The sequence below is a fragment of the Mycobacterium lentiflavum genome, assembly GCF_022374895.2.
Classification (GTDB): domain Bacteria; phylum Actinomycetota; class Actinomycetes; order Mycobacteriales; family Mycobacteriaceae; genus Mycobacterium; species Mycobacterium lentiflavum.
Window position 1 is genome coordinate 4,998,855 of sequence record NZ_CP092423.2, and the last position, 16,759, is coordinate 5,015,613.

The 16,759-nt window shown below is 67.6% G+C and carries 15 protein-coding genes and 1 pseudogene; 9 read left to right on the forward strand and 7 right to left on the reverse strand.

Annotated features, from left to right (window positions below):
- Nucleotides 1–2 precede the first annotated feature (2 nt).
- Nucleotides 3–734, reverse strand: coding sequence for an enoyl-CoA hydratase (locus MJO58_RS23170; RefSeq protein ID WP_090606285.1), 732 nt, complete (start codon nucleotides 732–734; stop codon nucleotides 3–5).
- 27 nt (nucleotides 735–761) lie between these two features.
- On the opposite strand from MJO58_RS23170, the gene MJO58_RS23175 reads away from it, so the two are divergent.
- Entirely contained in the window at nucleotides 762–2,279 is a 1,518-nt protein-coding gene (locus MJO58_RS23175) for an acetyl-coenzyme A carboxylase carboxyl transferase subunits beta/alpha (RefSeq protein WP_239721122.1), read from the forward strand.
- A gap of 43 nt (nucleotides 2,280–2,322) precedes the next feature.
- Here the strand turns inward: MJO58_RS23175 and MJO58_RS23180 are convergent.
- A pseudogene (locus MJO58_RS23180) lies at nucleotides 2,323–3,240 on the reverse strand (ATP-binding cassette domain-containing protein); the annotation flags it as partial.
- A 228-nt stretch (nucleotides 3,241–3,468) separates the two neighbouring features.
- Here MJO58_RS23180 and prrA point away from each other — a divergent pair.
- From prrA to MJO58_RS23200, 4 genes are all read left to right on the forward strand, one after another.
- Entirely contained in the window at nucleotides 3,469–4,179 is a 711-nt protein-coding gene (prrA, locus tag MJO58_RS23185) for a two-component system response regulator PrrA (protein ID WP_090609587.1), read from the forward strand.
- A 22-nt stretch (nucleotides 4,180–4,201) separates the two neighbouring features.
- A complete protein-coding gene (locus MJO58_RS23190; protein WP_090606293.1) occupies nucleotides 4,202–5,542 on the forward strand; it encodes a sensor histidine kinase in 1,341 nt (446 codons plus the stop codon).
- A 132-nt stretch (nucleotides 5,543–5,674) separates the two neighbouring features.
- Complete coding sequence (locus MJO58_RS23195) at nucleotides 5,675–5,932, forward strand: DUF2630 family protein (protein WP_239721123.1); 258 nt, start codon at nucleotides 5,675–5,677, stop codon at nucleotides 5,930–5,932.
- A 2-nt stretch (nucleotides 5,933–5,934) separates the two neighbouring features.
- Entirely contained in the window at nucleotides 5,935–7,512 is a 1,578-nt protein-coding gene (locus tag MJO58_RS23200) for a phytoene desaturase family protein (protein ID WP_239721124.1), read from the forward strand.
- Here the strand turns inward: MJO58_RS23200 and MJO58_RS23205 are convergent.
- Together MJO58_RS23205 and pdxH are read right to left on the reverse strand one after the other, a co-directional pair.
- Nucleotides 7,509–8,801, reverse strand: coding sequence for a citrate synthase (locus MJO58_RS23205; protein ID WP_090606301.1), 1,293 nt, complete (start codon nucleotides 8,799–8,801; stop codon nucleotides 7,509–7,511). The two genes, MJO58_RS23200 and MJO58_RS23205, sit on opposite strands and share 4 nt — an antisense overlap.
- A 182-nt stretch (nucleotides 8,802–8,983) precedes the next feature.
- Nucleotides 8,984–9,610, reverse strand: coding sequence for a pyridoxamine 5'-phosphate oxidase (pdxH, locus tag MJO58_RS23210; RefSeq protein ID WP_239723419.1), 627 nt, complete (start codon nucleotides 9,608–9,610; stop codon nucleotides 8,984–8,986).
- Between the two features lie 115 nt (nucleotides 9,611–9,725).
- Between pdxH and MJO58_RS23215 the strand changes: the two genes are divergently transcribed.
- A complete protein-coding gene (locus MJO58_RS23215) occupies nucleotides 9,726–10,847 on the forward strand; it encodes a citrate synthase 2 (RefSeq protein WP_090606304.1) in 1,122 nt (373 codons plus the stop codon).
- Nucleotides 10,848–10,975: 128 nt separating this feature from the next.
- A complete protein-coding gene (locus MJO58_RS23220) occupies nucleotides 10,976–11,425 on the forward strand; it encodes a VOC family protein (RefSeq protein ID WP_090606306.1) in 450 nt (149 codons plus the stop codon).
- On the opposite strand, the gene MJO58_RS23225 is transcribed toward MJO58_RS23220, so the two are convergent.
- Nucleotides 11,422–13,104: an FAD-dependent oxidoreductase gene (locus MJO58_RS23225; protein ID WP_239721125.1), complete on the reverse strand. Its 1,683-nt coding sequence runs from the start codon at nucleotides 13,102–13,104 to the stop codon at nucleotides 11,422–11,424. The two genes, MJO58_RS23220 and MJO58_RS23225, sit on opposite strands and share 4 nt — an antisense overlap.
- Before the next feature lie 17 nt (nucleotides 13,105–13,121).
- On the reverse strand, nucleotides 13,122–14,147 hold the full coding sequence (locus tag MJO58_RS23230; protein WP_090606311.1) for an AurF N-oxygenase family protein: 1,026 nt from the start codon (nucleotides 14,145–14,147) through the stop codon (nucleotides 13,122–13,124).
- Nucleotides 14,148–14,374: 227 nt separating this feature from the next.
- On the opposite strand from MJO58_RS23230, the gene serC reads away from it, so the two are divergent.
- Nucleotides 14,375–15,499, forward strand: a complete 1,125-nt coding sequence (gene serC, locus MJO58_RS23235; protein ID WP_434086266.1) for a phosphoserine transaminase — start codon at nucleotides 14,375–14,377, stop codon at nucleotides 15,497–15,499.
- A 207-nt stretch (nucleotides 15,500–15,706) separates the two neighbouring features.
- Complete coding sequence (gene sepH, locus MJO58_RS23240) at nucleotides 15,707–16,456, forward strand: septation protein SepH (protein WP_239721128.1); 750 nt, start codon at nucleotides 15,707–15,709, stop codon at nucleotides 16,454–16,456.
- On the opposite strand, the gene MJO58_RS23245 is transcribed toward sepH, so the two are convergent.
- On the reverse strand, nucleotides 16,457–16,747 hold the full coding sequence (locus tag MJO58_RS23245) for a DUF2537 domain-containing protein (protein WP_239721129.1): 291 nt from the start codon (nucleotides 16,745–16,747) through the stop codon (nucleotides 16,457–16,459). It lies immediately after the preceding gene.
- Between the last annotated feature and the right edge of the window lie 12 nt (nucleotides 16,748–16,759).

Sequence of the window (16,759 nt, forward strand, 5' to 3'; positions counted from 1 at the left end):
CGTCAGGCCCCTTGGAACCTGGGTGGCCGCTTCTCCACCCTGGCGACTTGCGCCTCGATCACGTCCTGGCTGCCCCAAGCCTTGTCGAACAATTCCTTGTGCACCGGCCAGGCCTCCTCGATCGAACCGTCGTCGTTGAGTACCCGCTTGGCATGCTGAATCGCCAGCGGCGCCAGCCCGCTGATCTCGGCGCCCCAGGCCTGCGCGTCTTCCAGCGTCCCGATCCGGTTGGCCATCCCGGTCTGCAACGCGGTCTCGGCGGTCAACTTCTCCGCCGTCAGCAGCATCGCCCGGGCCCGGCCGTGGCCGACCAGCGACGACAGCCGCCGGATGCTCCAATTATCCAGGGCCAGACCGTATTTCGACGTCGGGAACTGAAAGAACGCGTCCGGGGCGACGACCCGCAGATCGCATTGCATGGCCAGCTGCAAGCCCGCGCCGATGGCCGGGCCGTTGATCGCGCCGATCACCGGGATGGGAGCGGCGTCCAAGGCCTTGTGCAACTCGATCAGCCGGTCTGGGTAGTCGGCGGCGAACGCATCGCCGGACAGGTCCGCGCCGGCGCAGAACACCGTGCCCTGCCCGGTCAGCACGATCACGCGGGTGGATCCGTCACCGGCCTTCAGCACGGCCTCCCGGAGCTCGTCGACGAGCTGTGAGTTCAGGGCGTTGCGACGCTCCGGACGCTGCAACTCGATGGTCATTACGGCTTCGACCTGCGTGATACCGATCATGGCCGCCAGCCTATATAGCCTGACCGCGTGAGTCGCATCACGACCGAACAACTGCAGGATGCGGTGTTGGACGACCGCTCGTTTGTGAGCTGGGACAGCGCACCGCTACAGATACCGATCAGCAAGGCCTATGCGCGCGAGCTTGCCGACGCCCGGGCCGCCACCGGCCTGGACGAAGCGGTGCTGACCGGCGAGGGGCGAATACACGGTCGCCGGGTGGCGCTCGTGGTGTGCGAGTTTAGTTTCCTCGGCGGGTCGATCGGGGTGGCGGCGGCCGAACGAATCACCACCGCCGTGCAGCGGGCCACGGCCGAGCGGCTCCCGCTGCTGGCCTCGCCGAGCTCCGGCGGCACCCGCATGCAGGAGGGCACCGTCGCGTTCCTGCAGATGGTGAAGATCGCCGCGGCCGTCCGGCTGCACAAGCAGGCGCACCTGCCCTACCTCGTCTACCTGCGCAACCCGACCACCGGCGGGGTGTTCGCGTCATGGGGATCGCTGGGTCATATCACCGTCGCCGAGCCGGGCGCGCTGATCGGGTTCCTCGGGCCACGGGTGTACCAGCAGCTCTACGGCGAACCGTTCCCGAAGGGCATCCAGACCGCGGAGAACCTGCAGCGGCACGGGGTGATCGACGGCGTCGTCGCGATCGACGAACTGCGCCGGACGGTGGATCGCGCGCTGACCGTCATCGCCGACGCTCCCGAGCCGCCGCCCGCCGCGCCGCCCGTCGAATCGATACCCGATGTGCCGGCGTGGGATTCGGTGATCGCGTCGCGGCGACCGGACCGCCCGGGTGTCGGGCAGCTGCTGCGCCACGGCGCCACCGACCTGGTGCTGCTGTCCGGTTATGACGGGGTGGGGGCACTCCCCCGCAAGCGGGAGGTACCCCCACCCGCTTGCGGGGGAGCCGCGACCACCCTGTTGGCGCTGGCCCGATTCGCCGGCCAGCCCGCAGTAGTCCTCGGCCAGCAGCGCCTGACCGGTGGGCTGGTAGGGCCCGCGTCGTTGCGGGAAGCCCGCCGTGGCATGGCGCTGGCCGCCGAGCTGCGGCTGCCACTGGTGCTGGTGATCGACACCGCCGGGCCCGCGCTGTCGGCCGAGGCTGAGCAGGACGGGCTGGCCGGTCAGATCGCCCAATGCGTGGCCGAGCTGGTGACGCTGGACACCCCGACGGTGTCGGTACTGCTGGGCCAGGGCAGCGGCGGGCCGGCGCTGGCGATGGTGCCGGCCGACCGGGTCCTGGCCGCGCTGCACGGCTGGCTGGCCCCGCTGCCGCCCGAGGGCGCCAGCGCAATCGTCTTCCGCGACACCGCGCATGCGCCTGAACTTGCTGCGGCCCAAGGTATTCGGTCGGCCGACCTGTTGGGGTCCGGGATCGTCGACGCCATCGTCCCCGAGCATCCCGACGCCGCCGACGAGCCGCTCGAGTTCTCCCAGCGACTGTCGGCCGCGATCGCCGCAGAGGTGCACGCGCTGCGCGGCATCCCCGGCGACGAACGGATTGCCGAGCGGCTGCGCCGCTACCGCGGCATCGGATTGCCCTGAAGCACAACGTAATAGGCACTGATTGATGCTGGCGCGCCTGCGGCTAGATCTCAAAGTCTCTTGTTGCGCGGTCCGTGGCGTCGCCGACGGGTCTGCGACGGTCGGTCAATAGCCGGCGGTATCGCGGCACTCGAGCGAAAAGCTCTGCATGCCTGCCGACATGGGTGATCGTGGGCCCCGACGCAGCCTCGTCCAGGAACGCCACCCGATCCGCGAGCAGCATGGTGGTCAGCCGACGCGCGACGACGATGCCGGTGGTCCCCTTCAGCGCCACCCGCAGCGCCGCGGCGGTCTCGAACCCGGTATCCGCGTCGAGCCCGGACCGGGCCTCGTCGACCACCAGCAGTTTGGGCGTCGCGACAATGGCCCGGGCCAGGCACAAGCGCTTGCGCTGGCCGCCGGAGAGCCGCATGCCCTGTTCGCCGATGCGGGTGTCGATCCCGAACGGCAGGTCGTAGACGAACCGCGCCGCCGCGATGTCGATCGCCGCGGACAATTCCGCGTCGGTGGCATCCGGCCGGCCCATCCGGAGGTTCTCGGCTACCGACATCGAAAACACCGTCGGGTCCTCGAATGCCGTACACACGGCGCGGCGCAGCGACGGCAGCGACATATCCCGGATATCCGTGCCGTCCAGGAGTATCCGCCCCTCCGAAGCGTCATAGAGTCGGGAAAGCAGTGCTGTGAGTAGCGATTTCCCGACGCCCAGCGCACCGACCAGGGCCACCGTCTCGCCGGGCTGGACAGCCAGCGTGACATGACGAAGCAACCACTTGTCGCCCGCGACCGGGTCGGGCACCCGAAAGCCCACGTCGTGCAGCTCGAGGCGCCCGGCTCCGCCAGGTTGGGAGCTGGGTCCGCCGGCGATATCGCAGGGAGCATCGACGATTTCGGCGATGCGGCCCGATGCCGCCATCGCCGACTGGTTCATCGACAACACGAAGGCAGCTGAATCCGGCGGGCGCATTGCCTCAGTCACAACGATTCCGTCTCTGGAGTTCCGCAGTGGCACCGAACTCGAAGGCCCGCAACAACAACGCGGGCCAAGACCTCCAATGTCTTGGCCTGCCACCGGATTCGATCATGACACGGCGGTACCGATTGCCAGTCGCGGCGAAGACTCGAAAACGTAACCATTTGGGTACCGGGTCACTCCCCGATGACCCCTCCACTGCAACAATCCGGCAAGATGGGCGGCATGGACTCTGGCGTCAGCTCACCTCGCGTCTTAGTCGTCGACGACGACTCCGATGTGCTTGCCTCGCTGGAACGCGGCCTGCGGCTTTCCGGCTTCGAAGTGTCCACCGCCGTCGACGGGGCCGAGGCCCTGCGCAGCGCCACCGAAACTCGGCCCGACGCGATCGTGCTCGACATCAACATGCCGGTGCTGGACGGCGTCAGCGTCGTCACCGCCCTGCGGGCCATGGACAACGACGTCCCGGTCTGCGTGCTGTCGGCGCGCAGCTCGGTCGACGACCGCGTGGCCGGCCTGGAGGCAGGCGCCGACGACTACCTCGTCAAACCATTCGTGCTGGCCGAGCTGGTCGCCCGGGTCAAGGCGCTGCTACGCCGCCGCGGTGCGGTCGCATCGACCTCGTCGGAAACCATCACGGTGGGACCGCTGGAAGTGGACATCCCCGGCCGCCGGGCCCGGGTCAACGGCGTCGACGTCGATCTGACCAAGCGCGAGTTCGACCTGCTGGCGGTGCTGGCCGAGCACAAGACCGCCGTGCTGTCCCGCGCGCAGCTGTTGGAGCTGGTGTGGGGTTATGACTTCGCCGCCGACACCAACGTCGTCGACGTCTTCATCGGCTACCTGCGCCGCAAGCTGGAAGCCAACGGTGGCCCCAGGTTGCTGCACACCGTCCGTGGCGTTGGGTTCGTGCTGCGGATGCAGTAACGACGCGGTCGGCAGCACAGCCATGAATTTCCTGTCGCGGATCTTGGCCCGTACACCCTCGTTGCGGACCCGGGTGGTGCTCGCGACAGCGATCGGCGCCGCGATTCCGGTGCTCATCGTCGGCGCGGTCGTCTGGGTCGGTATCACCAACGACCGCAAGGAGCGGCTGGACCGTCGGCTCGACGAGGCCGCCGGTTTCGCGATCCCGTTCCTGCCACGCGGCCTGGACGAGATTCCGCGCTCGCCCAACGATCGTGACGCGATCATGACGATCCGGCGCGGCAGCCTGGTGAAGTCGAATTCCGACGTGACGCTGCCCAGGCTGGACGTCGACTATGCCGATACGTACGTGGACGGCGTGCGCTACCGGGTTCGCACGGTGGAGATCCCGGGGCCGGAGCCCACCTCGCTGGCCGTCGGCGCGACGTATGACGCCACCCTCGCCGAGACCAACAATCTGCACCGCAGGGTTCTGCTCATCTGCGGCTTTGCCATCTTCGCGTCGACGGTGTTCGCTTGGCTGCTGGCCTCTTTCGCGGTGCGCCCGTTCAAACAGCTTGCACAGCAGACCCGATTGATCGATGCGGGCGACGAGGCACCCCGGGTCGAAGTGCACGGCGCCACCGAGGCCGTCGAGATCGCCGAAGCCATGCGCGGGATGCTGCAACGCATTTGGGACGAACAGAACCGAACCAAGGAGGCACTCTCGTCGGCGCGCGATTTCGCTGCGGTGTCCTCCCACGAACTCCGCACTCCCCTGACGGCGATGCGCACCAACCTCGAGGTGCTCTCGACCCTCGATCTGCCCGACGACCAGCGCAACGAGGTGCTCGGCGACGTCATCCGGACCCAATCCCGCATCGAGGCGACGCTGACCGCGCTGGAGCGGTTGGCGCAGGGTGAACTGTCCACCTCCGACGACCACGTGCCGGTCGACATCACCGAACTGCTGGACCGCGCCGCCCACGACGCGACAAGGGTCTTCCCCGACCTGGATGTCTCGTTGGTGCCCTCGCCCACCTGCATCATCGTCGGGATGCCGGCCGGGTTGCGCCTCGCGGTCGACAACGCGATCGCCAACGCCGTCAAACACGGCGGCGCCACCCGGGTCCAGCTGTCGGCCGTCAGCTCGCGCGCCGGAGTGGACATCGCCGTCGACGACAACGGCAGTGGCGTGCCCGAAGGCGAGCGCCAAGTGGTGTTCGAGCGCTTCTCACGGGGGTCGACGGCCTCGCACTCGGGCTCCGGTCTCGGGTTGGCCCTGGTGGCCCAGCAGGCCCATTTGCACGGCGGGACCGCGTCGCTGGAAGACAGCCCGCTGGGCGGTGCGCGGCTGCTGCTGAGGCTGCCCGCCCCGAGTTAACCGTCGCGCTGTTCGTGGAATCGGCCCGGCGCCCCTGCTCGATTCCGGACCCTGACGCGTTCGTCTCGCGGGCGATATTGCAGCCTCCCGACCGCGCCCGTTGTCACCCGATGCGTCGGGCACACTAGAGCAATGGGCAGTAAACCGACCGACAGCGAGACCCTGGCGCACATTCGCAACCTGGTCGCCGAGGAGAAAAACCTGAGGGCGCAGCTGCAGCACCGCGACATCAGCGAGTCCGAGGAGCATGAACGGCTCCGGCGGGTCGAGGTCGAACTCGACCAGTGCTGGGACCTGCTGCGTCAGCGGCGCGCGCTACGCGAAACCGGTGGTGATCCGCGTGAGGCCGCGGTGCGCCCCGGCGACCAAGTCGAGGGCTACCTGGGCTAGCCATGTCCCTCGGTGACGCGCCGGATTGCGACCCGGATTCCGACCCGGATTGCGACGCCGTCGTCGTGGGCGGGGGCCACAACGGCCTGGTGGCAGCCGGCTACCTGGCCCGAGCGGGTCTCCGGGTGCGGTTGCTGGAGCGGTTGGGGCACATCGGCGGGGCCGCGGTGTCGGCGCAGGCCTTCGACGGCGTCGACGTCCGGGTGTCGCGGTACTCGTATTTGGTCAGCCTGTTGCCACCGCGCATCGTCGCGGACCTGGGCGCCGAAGTACGGCTGGCCCGGCGGCAATTCTCGTCGTACACACCCCAGCCGGCGACGGGCGGGCGTCGCGGGCTGCTGGTCGGGTCCCAGGAGTCGTTCCGCGCGGTCGGCGCCGCCGACGACGCGCACGGTTTCGCTGATTTCTACCGGCGCGCGCGCCTGGTGACCGAGCCGCTGTGGCCGACGCTGACCGAACCGCTGCGCACCCGCGCGCAGGCCCGCCACCTCGTCTGCGACGGCGATCCGGCGGCCGACGCGGCATGGCGGTCGATCGTCGACGAGCCGATCGGCTGCGCGATCGCCGACGCGGTGCGCGACGACCTGGTCCGCGGCGTGATCGCCACCGACGCGTTGATCGGCACGTTCGCGCGTCTCGACGATCCGTCGGCGAACATCTGCTTTCTGTATCACGTGCTCGGCGGGGACTGGGACGTCCCGATCGGCGGGATGGGTGCTCTGACGGACGCCCTGGCCGCCGCGGCTGTCCGTCATGGCGCCGAAATAGTTACCGGCGCAGAGGTTTACGGTGTGGAGCCGGACGGCCAGGTCCGCTACCGCCAGGACGGCGAAGAGCGCCGGGTTCGAGGCCGGTTCATTCTGGCCGGCGTCACCCCGACGGTGCTGGCCGAGCTGCTCGGTGAGCCGCCGGCACCGGTGGCACCGGGGTCGCAGGTGAAGGTGAACATGGTGCTGCGGCGGTTGCCCCGGCTACGCGACGACAGCGTCACCGCCGAACAGGCGTTCGCCGGCACGTTTCACGTCAACGAGACGTGGAGCCAACTGGATACCGCCTACGCACGCGCGGCCGCCGGCCAGCTTCCGGATCCGTTGCCGTGTGAGGCGTACTGCCATTCGCTGACGGACCCGAGCATCCTGTCGGCCGGGCTGCGCGAGTCGGGGACTCAGACGATGACCGTATTCGGCTTGCACACACCGCACCCGTTGATGGACACCTTCTCCCGCGAGCAGCTGACGGAGTCGGTGCTGGCGTCGCTGAATTCCGTTCTGGCCGAACCGATCCAGGACGTGCTGATGAGCGACGCGCAGGGCCGGGCCTGCATCGAGACGACGACCACACTGGACCTGCAGCACACGCTGGCGATGACGGCGGGCAACATCTTTCACGGCGCCCTGTCCTGGCCGTTCGCGGACGACGACGAAGCGCTCGACATCCCGGCCCGTCAATGGGGGGTAGCGACCGCCCACGAACGAATCATGCTGTGCGGCTCGGGTGCTCGCCGCGGCGGCGCCGTATCCGGCATCGGCGGGCACAACGCCGCAATGGCAGTACTGGCCTCGATGCCGCGGACCTCTTAGCGCGTGTCGATTCCGGCGTAGTCGCGCTCGGTGTAGCCGGTGTAGATCTGGCGCGGACGGCCGATCTTGCTGTCGCCCTCGTCGTGCATCTCGCGCCAGTGCGCGATCCAGCCGGGTAGCCGGCCGAGCGCGAACAGCACGGTGAACATCCGGACCGGGAAGCCGAGTGCCCGGTAGATCAGCCCGGTGTAGAAGTCGACGTTGGGGTACAACTTGCGCTCGATGAAGTAGTCATCGGTCAGCGCAGCCTCTTCGAGCTGCTTGGCGATGTCCAGCAGCGGGTCGCCGCCCAGCTTGGCAAGGATCTTGTCGGCCTGCTCCTTGACGATCCGGGCGCGCGGGTCGTAGTTCTTGTAGACCCGGTGGCCGAAGCCCATCAGCTTGACGCCCTCTTCGCGGTTCTTCACCTTGCGGACGAACTCGCCCACGTCATCGCCGCTCTCGCGGATCTGCTGAAGCATCTCGAGCACGGCCTGGTTGGCACCGCCGTGCAGCGGCCCCCACAGCGCGTTGATGCCACCGGAGATCGAGGTGAACAGGTTGGCCTGCGAGGACCCCACCAGCCGAACCGTCGACGTCGAGCAGTTCTGCTCGTGGTCGGCGTGCAGGATCAGCAGCATGTCCAGCGCGCGCACCACTTCGGGGTCGGCCTGGTACGGCTCGGCGGGCAGCCCGAACGTCATCCGCAGAAAGTTCTCCACCAGCGACATCGAGTTGTCCGGGTAGAGGAACGGCTGTCCGACCGACTTCTTGTAGGCATAGGCGGCGATCGTCGGCAGCTTGGCCAGCAACCGGATCGTCGACAGCTCGACGTCCTCGGTGTCCATCGGGTCCAGCGAGTCGGGGTAGTACGCCGACAGCGCGTTGACGGCGCTGGACAACACCGGCATCGGGTGAGCATTGCGCGGGAAGCCGTCGAAGAACCGCTTGAGGTCCTCGTGCAACATCGTATGCAGCTGGATTCGTTGGGTGAAGTCGGCCAGCTGGTCGCTGGTGGGCAGCTCGCCGTAGATCAGCAAGTAGGAGACCTCGAGGAAGCTCGACTTCTCGGCGAGCTGATCGATCGGGTAACCGCGGTAACGCAAGATGCCCGCGTCGCCATCGATGTACGTGATCGAGCTCTTGCACGCGGACGTGTTGACGAAGCCGTTGTCGAACGTGGTGTAGCCGGTCTTGGACAACAGCGGGCCAAGAGCAATACCGTCGGCGCCTTCAGTGGCTTTGACGATCTGCAGGTCGATCTCACCGCCTGGGTACTTCAGAGTTGCGGTGTCGTCGGTTTCGGCCACGAGAACCCCTTTGCGCTCTGGCTGGTATGGCTGCGCCTTGGCTAGGTGCGTACAGCTGAAGGTAGTCGTTATCGCGACGACGCGCCTGCCCGGGGTCTGCTCTGCTGACCTCGGGGCTTTCCTCGAGGTGAACCGCGCCTTATCGTGCGGTGTCAAGCCTCACAGCCGAGGGCCGTATGTGATCAGGGCTGCAGGCGTTCCACGCGACCGCCGGCGATCCGAATGCGGTTATGCAGCCGGTTTTCGCGGCCCTGCCAGAACTCCACCACCTCGGGCGCGATCAGGTATCCACCCCAGTTCGGCGGCACCGGAACACTCTCGGAATCGGCGAAGCGAGCGGTCACCTCGGTGAGCTGATCGAGCAGCGCCGCCCGGGATGCGATCGGCTGCGACTGCTGCGACGCCCACGCGCCCAGCTGTGAACCGCGCGGCCGCTTGGACCAGTAGTCCTCGGTGTCCTGCGGGTCGACCTTGGTCACCGCGCCGCGGACGTGAACTTGGCGCCCCAGCAGGTACCAGGGAAAGGTCGCCGACGCATGCGGCGTCTCGGCCAGCTCGACGCCCTTGGCCGAGTCGTAGTTGGTGAAGAAGGTGATGCCGGCCTCATCGACGCTCTTGCACAGCACCGAGCGACTCATCGGCTTGCCGTCCGCGACCGTCGCCAGCACCATCGCGTTGGGCTCGGAGACCCCGAAACGTTCGGCGTCGTGGATCCACGCCCGCAGTAGCGCAAGCCATCCGTCGTCGAGCCAGGAAGCGTCGAGGTCGGAGCTGCCGTCGCGCTCCGCCGACCCGTATTCCACGCGCATCCGCTGCAGGTGATCTCGGTCAGGTGAGGGGTCTGGTCCGGCCATCGGACCAATTTACCGGCGGTAGCTACCGGCCGGTAGCGTCGGCAGAAGGCCGAGGTGCAAGAATTTTCCTATGTCTGTGGTCCCGGAAAATTTTGTCCCCGGTCTCGAGGGCGTCGTGGCCTTCACCACCGAGATCGCCGAACCGGATAAAGACGGCGGCGCGCTGCGCTACCGCGGCGTCAACATCCAAGATCTGGTGAATCAGCAGGTGACATTCGGCGATGTCTGGGCTCTTCTGGTCGACGGTAGGTTCGGCCACGGTTTGCCGCCCGCCGAGCCGTTCCCGTTGCCGATCCACACCGGCGATGTGCGCGTCGACGTTCAGGCGGGCCTGGCGATGCTGGCGCCGATCTGGGGCTATAAGCCGCTGCTCGACACCGATGAGAACATCGCCCGCGACCAGCTGGCCCGGGCGTCGGTAATGGCACTGTCCTACGTCGCTCAGTCCGCGCGCGGAATCTACCAGCCGGCGGTGCCGCAGCGAGTGATCGATGAATGCCCAACCGTCACAGCACGTTTCATGACCCGCTGGCAGGGCGAGCCCGACCCGCGGCACGTCGAGGCCATCGACGCGTATTGGGTGTCGGCCGCCGAGCACGGCATGAACGCCTCGACGTTCACCGCGCGCGTGATCGCGTCCACCGGCGCCGACGTCGCCGCGGCGTTGTCGGGGGCGATCGGGGCGATGAGCGGTCCGCTGCACGGTGGCGCGCCGGCGCGGGTGCTGCCGATGCTCGAAGAGGTCGAGCGCACCGGCGATGCGCGTGGCCTGGTCAAGAAGATCCTGGACAGCGGCGACAAGCTGATGGGATTCGGGCACCGTGTTTACCGCGCGGAAGATCCGCGGGCGCGAGTACTGCGCGCCACCGCCGAGCGACTCAAAGCGCCGCGCCACGAGGTCGCGGTCGCGCTGGAGCAGGCCGCCCTGGCCGAGCTGCGCGAGCGGCGTCCGGACCGGGCGATCGAGACCAATGTCGAGTTCTGGGCCGCGGTCATCCTGGACTTCGCCCAAGTGCCGGCCAACATGATGCCGGCGATGTTCACCTGCGGTCGCACCGCGGGCTGGTGTGCGCACATTCTCGAGCAGAAGCGGCTCGGCAAGCTGGTGCGCCCATCGGCCATCTATGTGGGACCGGGCCCGCGCAGCCCGGAAGCCGTCGAGGGCTGGGACCGGGTTCTCACGCACGCGTAACCAACTTGTCGGTGCCCGGCGATTGAATGGTCTTCGCCGCGATGATTTTGCGTCGCGGGCGCAGTCAATAACCGTGAGCCAGTCTCCACCCCGGGGCCGGCGCGCGACACGACAGCAAGGAGACCCCCATGGCGATCAACATCGAACCCGCAGTAATCCCCCATCTAGTAGTAAGCGATTCCGCCGCGGCGATCGACTTCTACGTCAAGGCTTTTGGCGCTGAAGAGCTGGGGCGCGTACCGCGTCCGGACGGCAAGATCGTGAACGCCGCGGTGCGCATCAACGGCTCCACCGTGATGCTCAACGACGACTTTCCCGAGACGTGCGGCGGCAAGTCCATGACGCCCACCTCGCTGGGCGGCACCCCGGTCACCGTCCATCTCACCGTCACCGACGTCGACGCCAAGTTCCAACGGGCGCTGGACGCCGGCGCGACGGTGGTGGTCCCACTCGACGACATGTTCTGGGGCGACCGCTATGGCGTGGTCGAGGACCCGTTCGGTCACCGCTGGTCGATGGGACAGCCGGTGCGCGAGGTCAGCCCGGAGGACATCCAGGCGGCGATGGCGGGCGGTTAGCCCAGTAGCCGCGCCAGCAGCCGGCGTTTCGGCGCCGGTGGCGCAGTCGCCGCGGCCGCCAGCATGTCGGCGACGTCGGTGAACTTATTACGCGGGCGGCCGTCGTCGCTGCCGCGGGCGATCTCGGCGGCATCGATGGCGGCCCATCCCGCGGAGTCGACGACATCGGGTTGGCGGGCGTGCACCAGCCGGTCCAGCCCGTCGGGTTTGGTCACCGGGTCGGTCAGCGTGCCCGCGTTGTAATCGGCGACCAGCGACTGGACGGTCTGGACGGAACATGACTTGTTGGTGCCGATGAATCCCGTCGGTCCTCGCTTGATCCACCCGGCTACGTAGGCCCCGGTCACCGGCTGGCCGCACGCCGGGTCGATGACACGACCGCCGTCGTTCGGAATAACCGACCTCGACTCGTCGAACGGAAGATCGCGAATCTGCTTGCCGCGGTAGCCGATCGACGTCAACACCAGGCCCGCATCGATGCGGTGGGTGTCTTCGGTGCCGGTGACCGAGAACTCGACGCCGGTGGCGCGCTGCTCGCCCAGCACGCGGGCGGGCGTGAGTCGATAGGTCAGCCGGATGCGCGGGCGGGTGCGCGGAACCGACGCGTCGCCGAGCTTGCTCAGGATCTCGAGCTTGTTGCGGGTCAACGTGTCCGGCACAGCCGCCAGGTCGGCTTCGACCAGCTGGTGGTCTTCGGGATCGAGGACGACCTCGGAAGTCTCTGTTAGGCCGATCAATTCGGGCAGCGTGAACGCGGAATGGGCGGGCCCACGCCGGGCGGCGATGACGATCTCGCGGACCGCCGAATGGCGAAGCACCTCGAGTGCACGGTCGGAGATGTCGGTGCGGGCCAACTCGTCCGGGTCGGTCGTGAGGACGCGGGCGACGTCGAGGGCGACATTGCCGTTGCCGACGATCACCACGCGTTCGTGGCTGAGATCGACTGGGAGATCTGTGAAGTCGGGGTGCCCGTTGATCCACGCGACGAGTTCGGTGGCGGTGCCGGTGCCGGGCAGGCCCATGCCGTCGATGTCAAGCCGTCGGTCATCGGGCGCACCGACCGCGTAGAGGACGGCGTGATGGTGCGCCAGCAACTCGGCGTGGCTCAGGTGCTGGCCGACCTCGACGTTGAGATAAAACCGGAAGTGGCGATGCCGGGAGACCCGGTCGAAGAGCGCAGTAACCTTCTTGGTGTTCTGGTGATCGGGAGCGACCCCGGCACGCACCAAACCGTAAGGCGTGGGCAGCTTCTCGAAGACGTTCACCCGCACCCCGGGCTGGGTGAGCAGCTCGTCGGCCGCATACATCGCCGCCGGCCCGGACCCGACGATCGCCACGGTCAGCGGCCGGGGGCGGGCACACACCTGCGCGGCCGGGATCACCGGCGCCAGCTTCGATGTCGGCGGCAGCTTCACGTCGGCCGGCCGCTCCGGGTAGAACGACGCGTTGATTTCGACGAAAGGCAGCTGCTTGCCTTCCAGCCGGTTGTCGGGCGCGATCGCGCCCACCGGACAGGCACTCACACAAGCGCCACAGTCCACGCAGGCGACCGGGTCGATGTAGAGCATCTCCGTCGTCGCGAATCCCGGCTCATCCGGTGACGGGTGGATGCAGTTCACCGGGCAAGCGAAAACACAGGACCCGTCGTTACAGCACGACTGGGTAATAACGTGCGGCATAAAGGAACTCGCAGTGGTTACGCGGCCGGGACAGCGGACAGGTGCTGGCGCTGCGGCTCGCTGCGGTAGCGCGACGGCTTGCCGTTGATCTTGCAGATCCGCCACATCAGCCGGGCGGATCGGTTCTCCATCAGGCCGGTGTCGTAGGCCAGCATGCGCACATCACCGAACATGTCGGACAGCCACTTTCGCGATTCCGGCGACCGGAAGAACAGTTCCTTTTTGACCTCGCGCGGAATGTCGAACTCGCGCCAGAAAGACTTAGGCGGCACCACAATTGCCCGGCACAACATCTTCATGGTCAGCGGCAGGTACAGCGCCGTCCAGAACCGCTGCCTTTTGGTCAGCTCCGGCAACCGCTTCCGCAGAAATTCGTGCGCGAACGAGATGTGCCGCGCTTCCTCGGCCACGTGAATCGCCATCACCCGTTCCATGATCGGATGCAGCGACTTGCCCTCGCGCAGAACGTTTTTCTGCGTGTGATCGATGGGCTCCTCGCCGGCCAGCACACCGATGAAGAACGCCACCGGCAGCGGCCCGGCCACCAGCGGAACCAACGGTGAGAGCCACTTCAGCATCCGCGGCATGCCCGGGACGTCGGCGCCGATGCGGTTGACCATCTCCTGGAACATCATGGTGTGGTTGCACTCTTCGACCGATTCGTGCAAGCAGTACCGGTATTCCGGGGATCCATTCGGCACCCAGAACGTGTAGTTCATCAGGCCGCGGATCAGGATCGACTCGAAGTGCAGACCCACCTTCGCCACGTTCGCCTGGCGCCACATGCCGATCTTGATCTGGCGCTCTTGCGACTGGGCCTGATACCAGGGGTGGCGACCCAACGGGTCGGTCGCCGGCAGAATCCACCGCGGGTCGTTCTCGGTGACGGCGAACTCGGGTGACTCCCAGTCGATGTCGGTGTACGGGTTGAAGTTTCGCCGTACCGACCCCTCAGACAGTGTGGCGAGCATCTTGACGTACTCAGCGTCGTCGCGCACTTCCATCTTCTTGCGCCAACGCCGCACCATTCGTGTCCTAGCCATATCCAAGCCCTCCCCAGCGAGGTTTACATTTGGACGTCGTATGTCTAGACAGTACCGCAGGTACCGGGAACTGACTAGGGCCCCGACACCGCTGTTGCCTGACCGGTGGTCACCGGCTTCGTGTGGTATGTCTCACACTTTCCGGGCTTTGTGCTGTGTATGTAGCCCTCCGCGGGGCAGCACAAACAGCCCGCCCCCGCGACGTCGCGGGTCGGCTCACTACCCTGATGAGCATGGCTGACCAGCTCCAGATCCCCGCTGACCTCAAACCCCGCGACGGCCGCTTCGGCTGCGGCCCCTCCAAGGTCCGACCCGAACAATTACAGGCGGTGACCACCACCGCCGCCGCGCTGTTCGGCACCTCGCACCGGCAGGCACCGGTCAAGAATCTGGTGGGCCGGGTGCGCAAGGGGGTGTCGGAGCTGTTTTCCGTGCCCGACGGGTACGAGGTCATTTTGGGCAACGGTGGCGCGACCGCGTTCTGGGACTCGGCCGCGTTCGGGCTGATCGACAAGCGCTCGCTGCACCTGACCTACGGCGAGTTCAGCTCGAAGTTCGCCTCCTGCGTCGCCAAGAACCCGTTCGTCGAGGATCCGATTGTCATCAAGGCCGAGGCCGGCAGCGCACCCGAGCCGCAGACCGACCCGTCGGTGGACCTGATCGCGTGGGCGCACAACGAGACGTCGACCGGCGTGGCGGTCCCGATCAAGCGTCCGGCCGGATCGGGTGACGCACTCGTCGCGATCGATGCGACGTCCGGGGCCGGCGGCCTCCCGGTCGACATCGCCGACACCGATGCCTATTACTTCTCGCCGCAGAAGAACTTCGCCAGCGACGGCGGACTGTGGCTGGCCGTCATGAGCCCGGCCGCGCTGGCCCGGGTCGAGGCGATCGCCGGGGCCGGTCGTTGGGTTCCGGACTTCCTGTCGCTGCCGATCGCAATCGAGAACAGCCTGAAGGATCAGACCTACAACACCCCGGCGATCGGCACGCTCGCGCTGATGGCCGAACAGCTCGACTGGATGCTGGGCAACGGCGGACTGGACTGGGCGGTCAAGCGCACGGCGGATTCGTCGCAGCGGTTGTACTCGTGGGCGCAGGAGCGGCCGTACACCACGCCGTTCGTCACCGACCCGGCGCTGCGCTCCCAGGTGGTGGGCACGATCGACTTCGTCGACGACGTCGACGCCGCGGCGGTCGCCAAGACATTGCGGGCGAACGGGATCGTCGACACCGAGCCCTACCGCAAACTCGGCCGCAACCAGCTCAGGATCGCCATGTTCCCCGCGGTCGACCCCGATGACGTCAGCGCGCTGACGCAGTGCGTCGACTGGGTCGTCGAACGGCTTTAGTCCGGCGACGATGCGGCCCGGAACGGGCAGCCGCGGGGGCGGACGGTTCAATACCGCCCGTCACCGCCCGTCACCCGTCCGGCCATCGACGCGCAAACCGCCCAGCGTGTCAGCACAGGTTGTGGGCGTTAGCTGGACTAGAGTGCGGCACAGTGACGGGTCCGGAGAAATTGAAGCTGACCTGCACAAAGCCTGCGAGGAGAAGCCATGCGGGAACTCAAAATAGTTGGGCTCGACGCCGACAGCAAATACCTCATCTGCGAAAGTGATGGACTTGGGGAGCGGTTCAAGCTGGCGGCCGACGACCAACTGCGCGACCTGCTGCGCGGCGAAGTGACGCCGCCGGAGCAACCGCACCTCGACATGGAGGTCACCAACATGCTGAGCCCCAAGGAGATTCAGGCCAAGATCCGCGCCGGTGCCTCCGTCGAACAGGTGGCCGCGGCCTCGGGCTCAGACCTCTCGCGGATTCGCCGGTTCGCCCACCCGGTGTTGCTGGAGCGCTACCGCGCCGCCGAGCTGGCAACCGCCGCGCACCCGATGCTGGCCGATGGCCCCGCGGTAATGACCCTGCTGGAGACCGTCAGCGCCGCGATGGTCGCCCGCGGCCTGGATCCCAGCGGACTCAGTTGGGACGCCTGGCGCAACGAGGACAACCGCTGGACCGTGCAGCTGGCCTGGAAGGTCGGTCGCTCCGACAACCTGGCGCACTTCTTCTTCGTGCCCGGCGCCCACGGCGGCACCGTCACCGCGGTCGACGACGCGGCCAGTGAGCTGATCGACCCGGACTTCGAGCGCCCGCTGCGCCCACTGGCCCGGGTGGCCCATGTCGAATTCGAAGAGCCGGAGCCGGTCGCACCCACACCGGATCCGCCGGTGCACAGCCGCCGTGGCAAGCCGGTCATTCCAGCGTGGGAAGACGTGCTGCTCGGCGTGCGCTCGGGCGGGCAGCGCTAGCTACGACAGCGTGAGCGCGAGCAGCACCAGCCACGCGATCGTCACGCCTGCTCCCGCGCCCAGCACAAACCAGCGCAACACCGGCGTGCGCCGCCACCCCCACAGGGTCGGCGCCAGCCCTCCGGCAGCCACCACGTTGAGCCCGACCGCCAGCAGCGGATGCACCCGGACCAGCCCGAGACTGAGCACCACAATCGCGGCACCGGTCACCGCGGCGACATACCCCGCGACCGTCAAACCCGTTGCCCAGGGCACAGACTGGGCGGCGGGCTGGCCGAGTTTGTCGCTCACGCGCCGAGCCTA

What these genes read in the sequence shown, in the direction of transcription:
- MJO58_RS23170 (WP_090606285.1), bottom strand. Translation starts at nt 734, where the DNA reads ATGATCGGTATCACGCAGGTCGAAGCCGTAATGACCATCGAGTTGCAG.
- prrA (WP_090609587.1), top strand. Translation starts at nt 3,469, where the DNA reads ATGGGCGGCATGGACTCTGGCGTCAGCTCACCTCGCGTCTTAGTCGTC.
- MJO58_RS23190 (WP_090606293.1), top strand. Translation starts at nt 4,202, where the DNA reads ATGAATTTCCTGTCGCGGATCTTGGCCCGTACACCCTCGTTGCGGACC.
- MJO58_RS23195 (WP_239721123.1), top strand. Translation starts at nt 5,675, where the DNA reads ATGGGCAGTAAACCGACCGACAGCGAGACCCTGGCGCACATTCGCAAC.
- MJO58_RS23200 (WP_239721124.1), top strand. Translation starts at nt 5,935, where the DNA reads ATGTCCCTCGGTGACGCGCCGGATTGCGACCCGGATTCCGACCCGGAT.
- pdxH (WP_239723419.1), bottom strand. Translation starts at nt 9,610, where the DNA reads ATGCGCGTGGAATACGGGTCGGCGGAGCGCGACGGCAGCTCCGACCTC.
- MJO58_RS23215 (WP_090606304.1), top strand. Translation starts at nt 9,726, where the DNA reads ATGTCTGTGGTCCCGGAAAATTTTGTCCCCGGTCTCGAGGGCGTCGTG.
- MJO58_RS23220 (WP_090606306.1), top strand. Translation starts at nt 10,976, where the DNA reads ATGGCGATCAACATCGAACCCGCAGTAATCCCCCATCTAGTAGTAAGC.
- MJO58_RS23225 (WP_239721125.1), bottom strand. Translation starts at nt 13,104, where the DNA reads ATGCCGCACGTTATTACCCAGTCGTGCTGTAACGACGGGTCCTGTGTT.
- MJO58_RS23230 (WP_090606311.1), bottom strand. Translation starts at nt 14,147, where the DNA reads ATGGCTAGGACACGAATGGTGCGGCGTTGGCGCAAGAAGATGGAAGTG.
- serC (WP_434086266.1), top strand. Translation starts at nt 14,375, where the DNA reads ATGAGCATGGCTGACCAGCTCCAGATCCCCGCTGACCTCAAACCCCGC.
- sepH (WP_239721128.1), top strand. Translation starts at nt 15,707, where the DNA reads ATGCGGGAACTCAAAATAGTTGGGCTCGACGCCGACAGCAAATACCTC.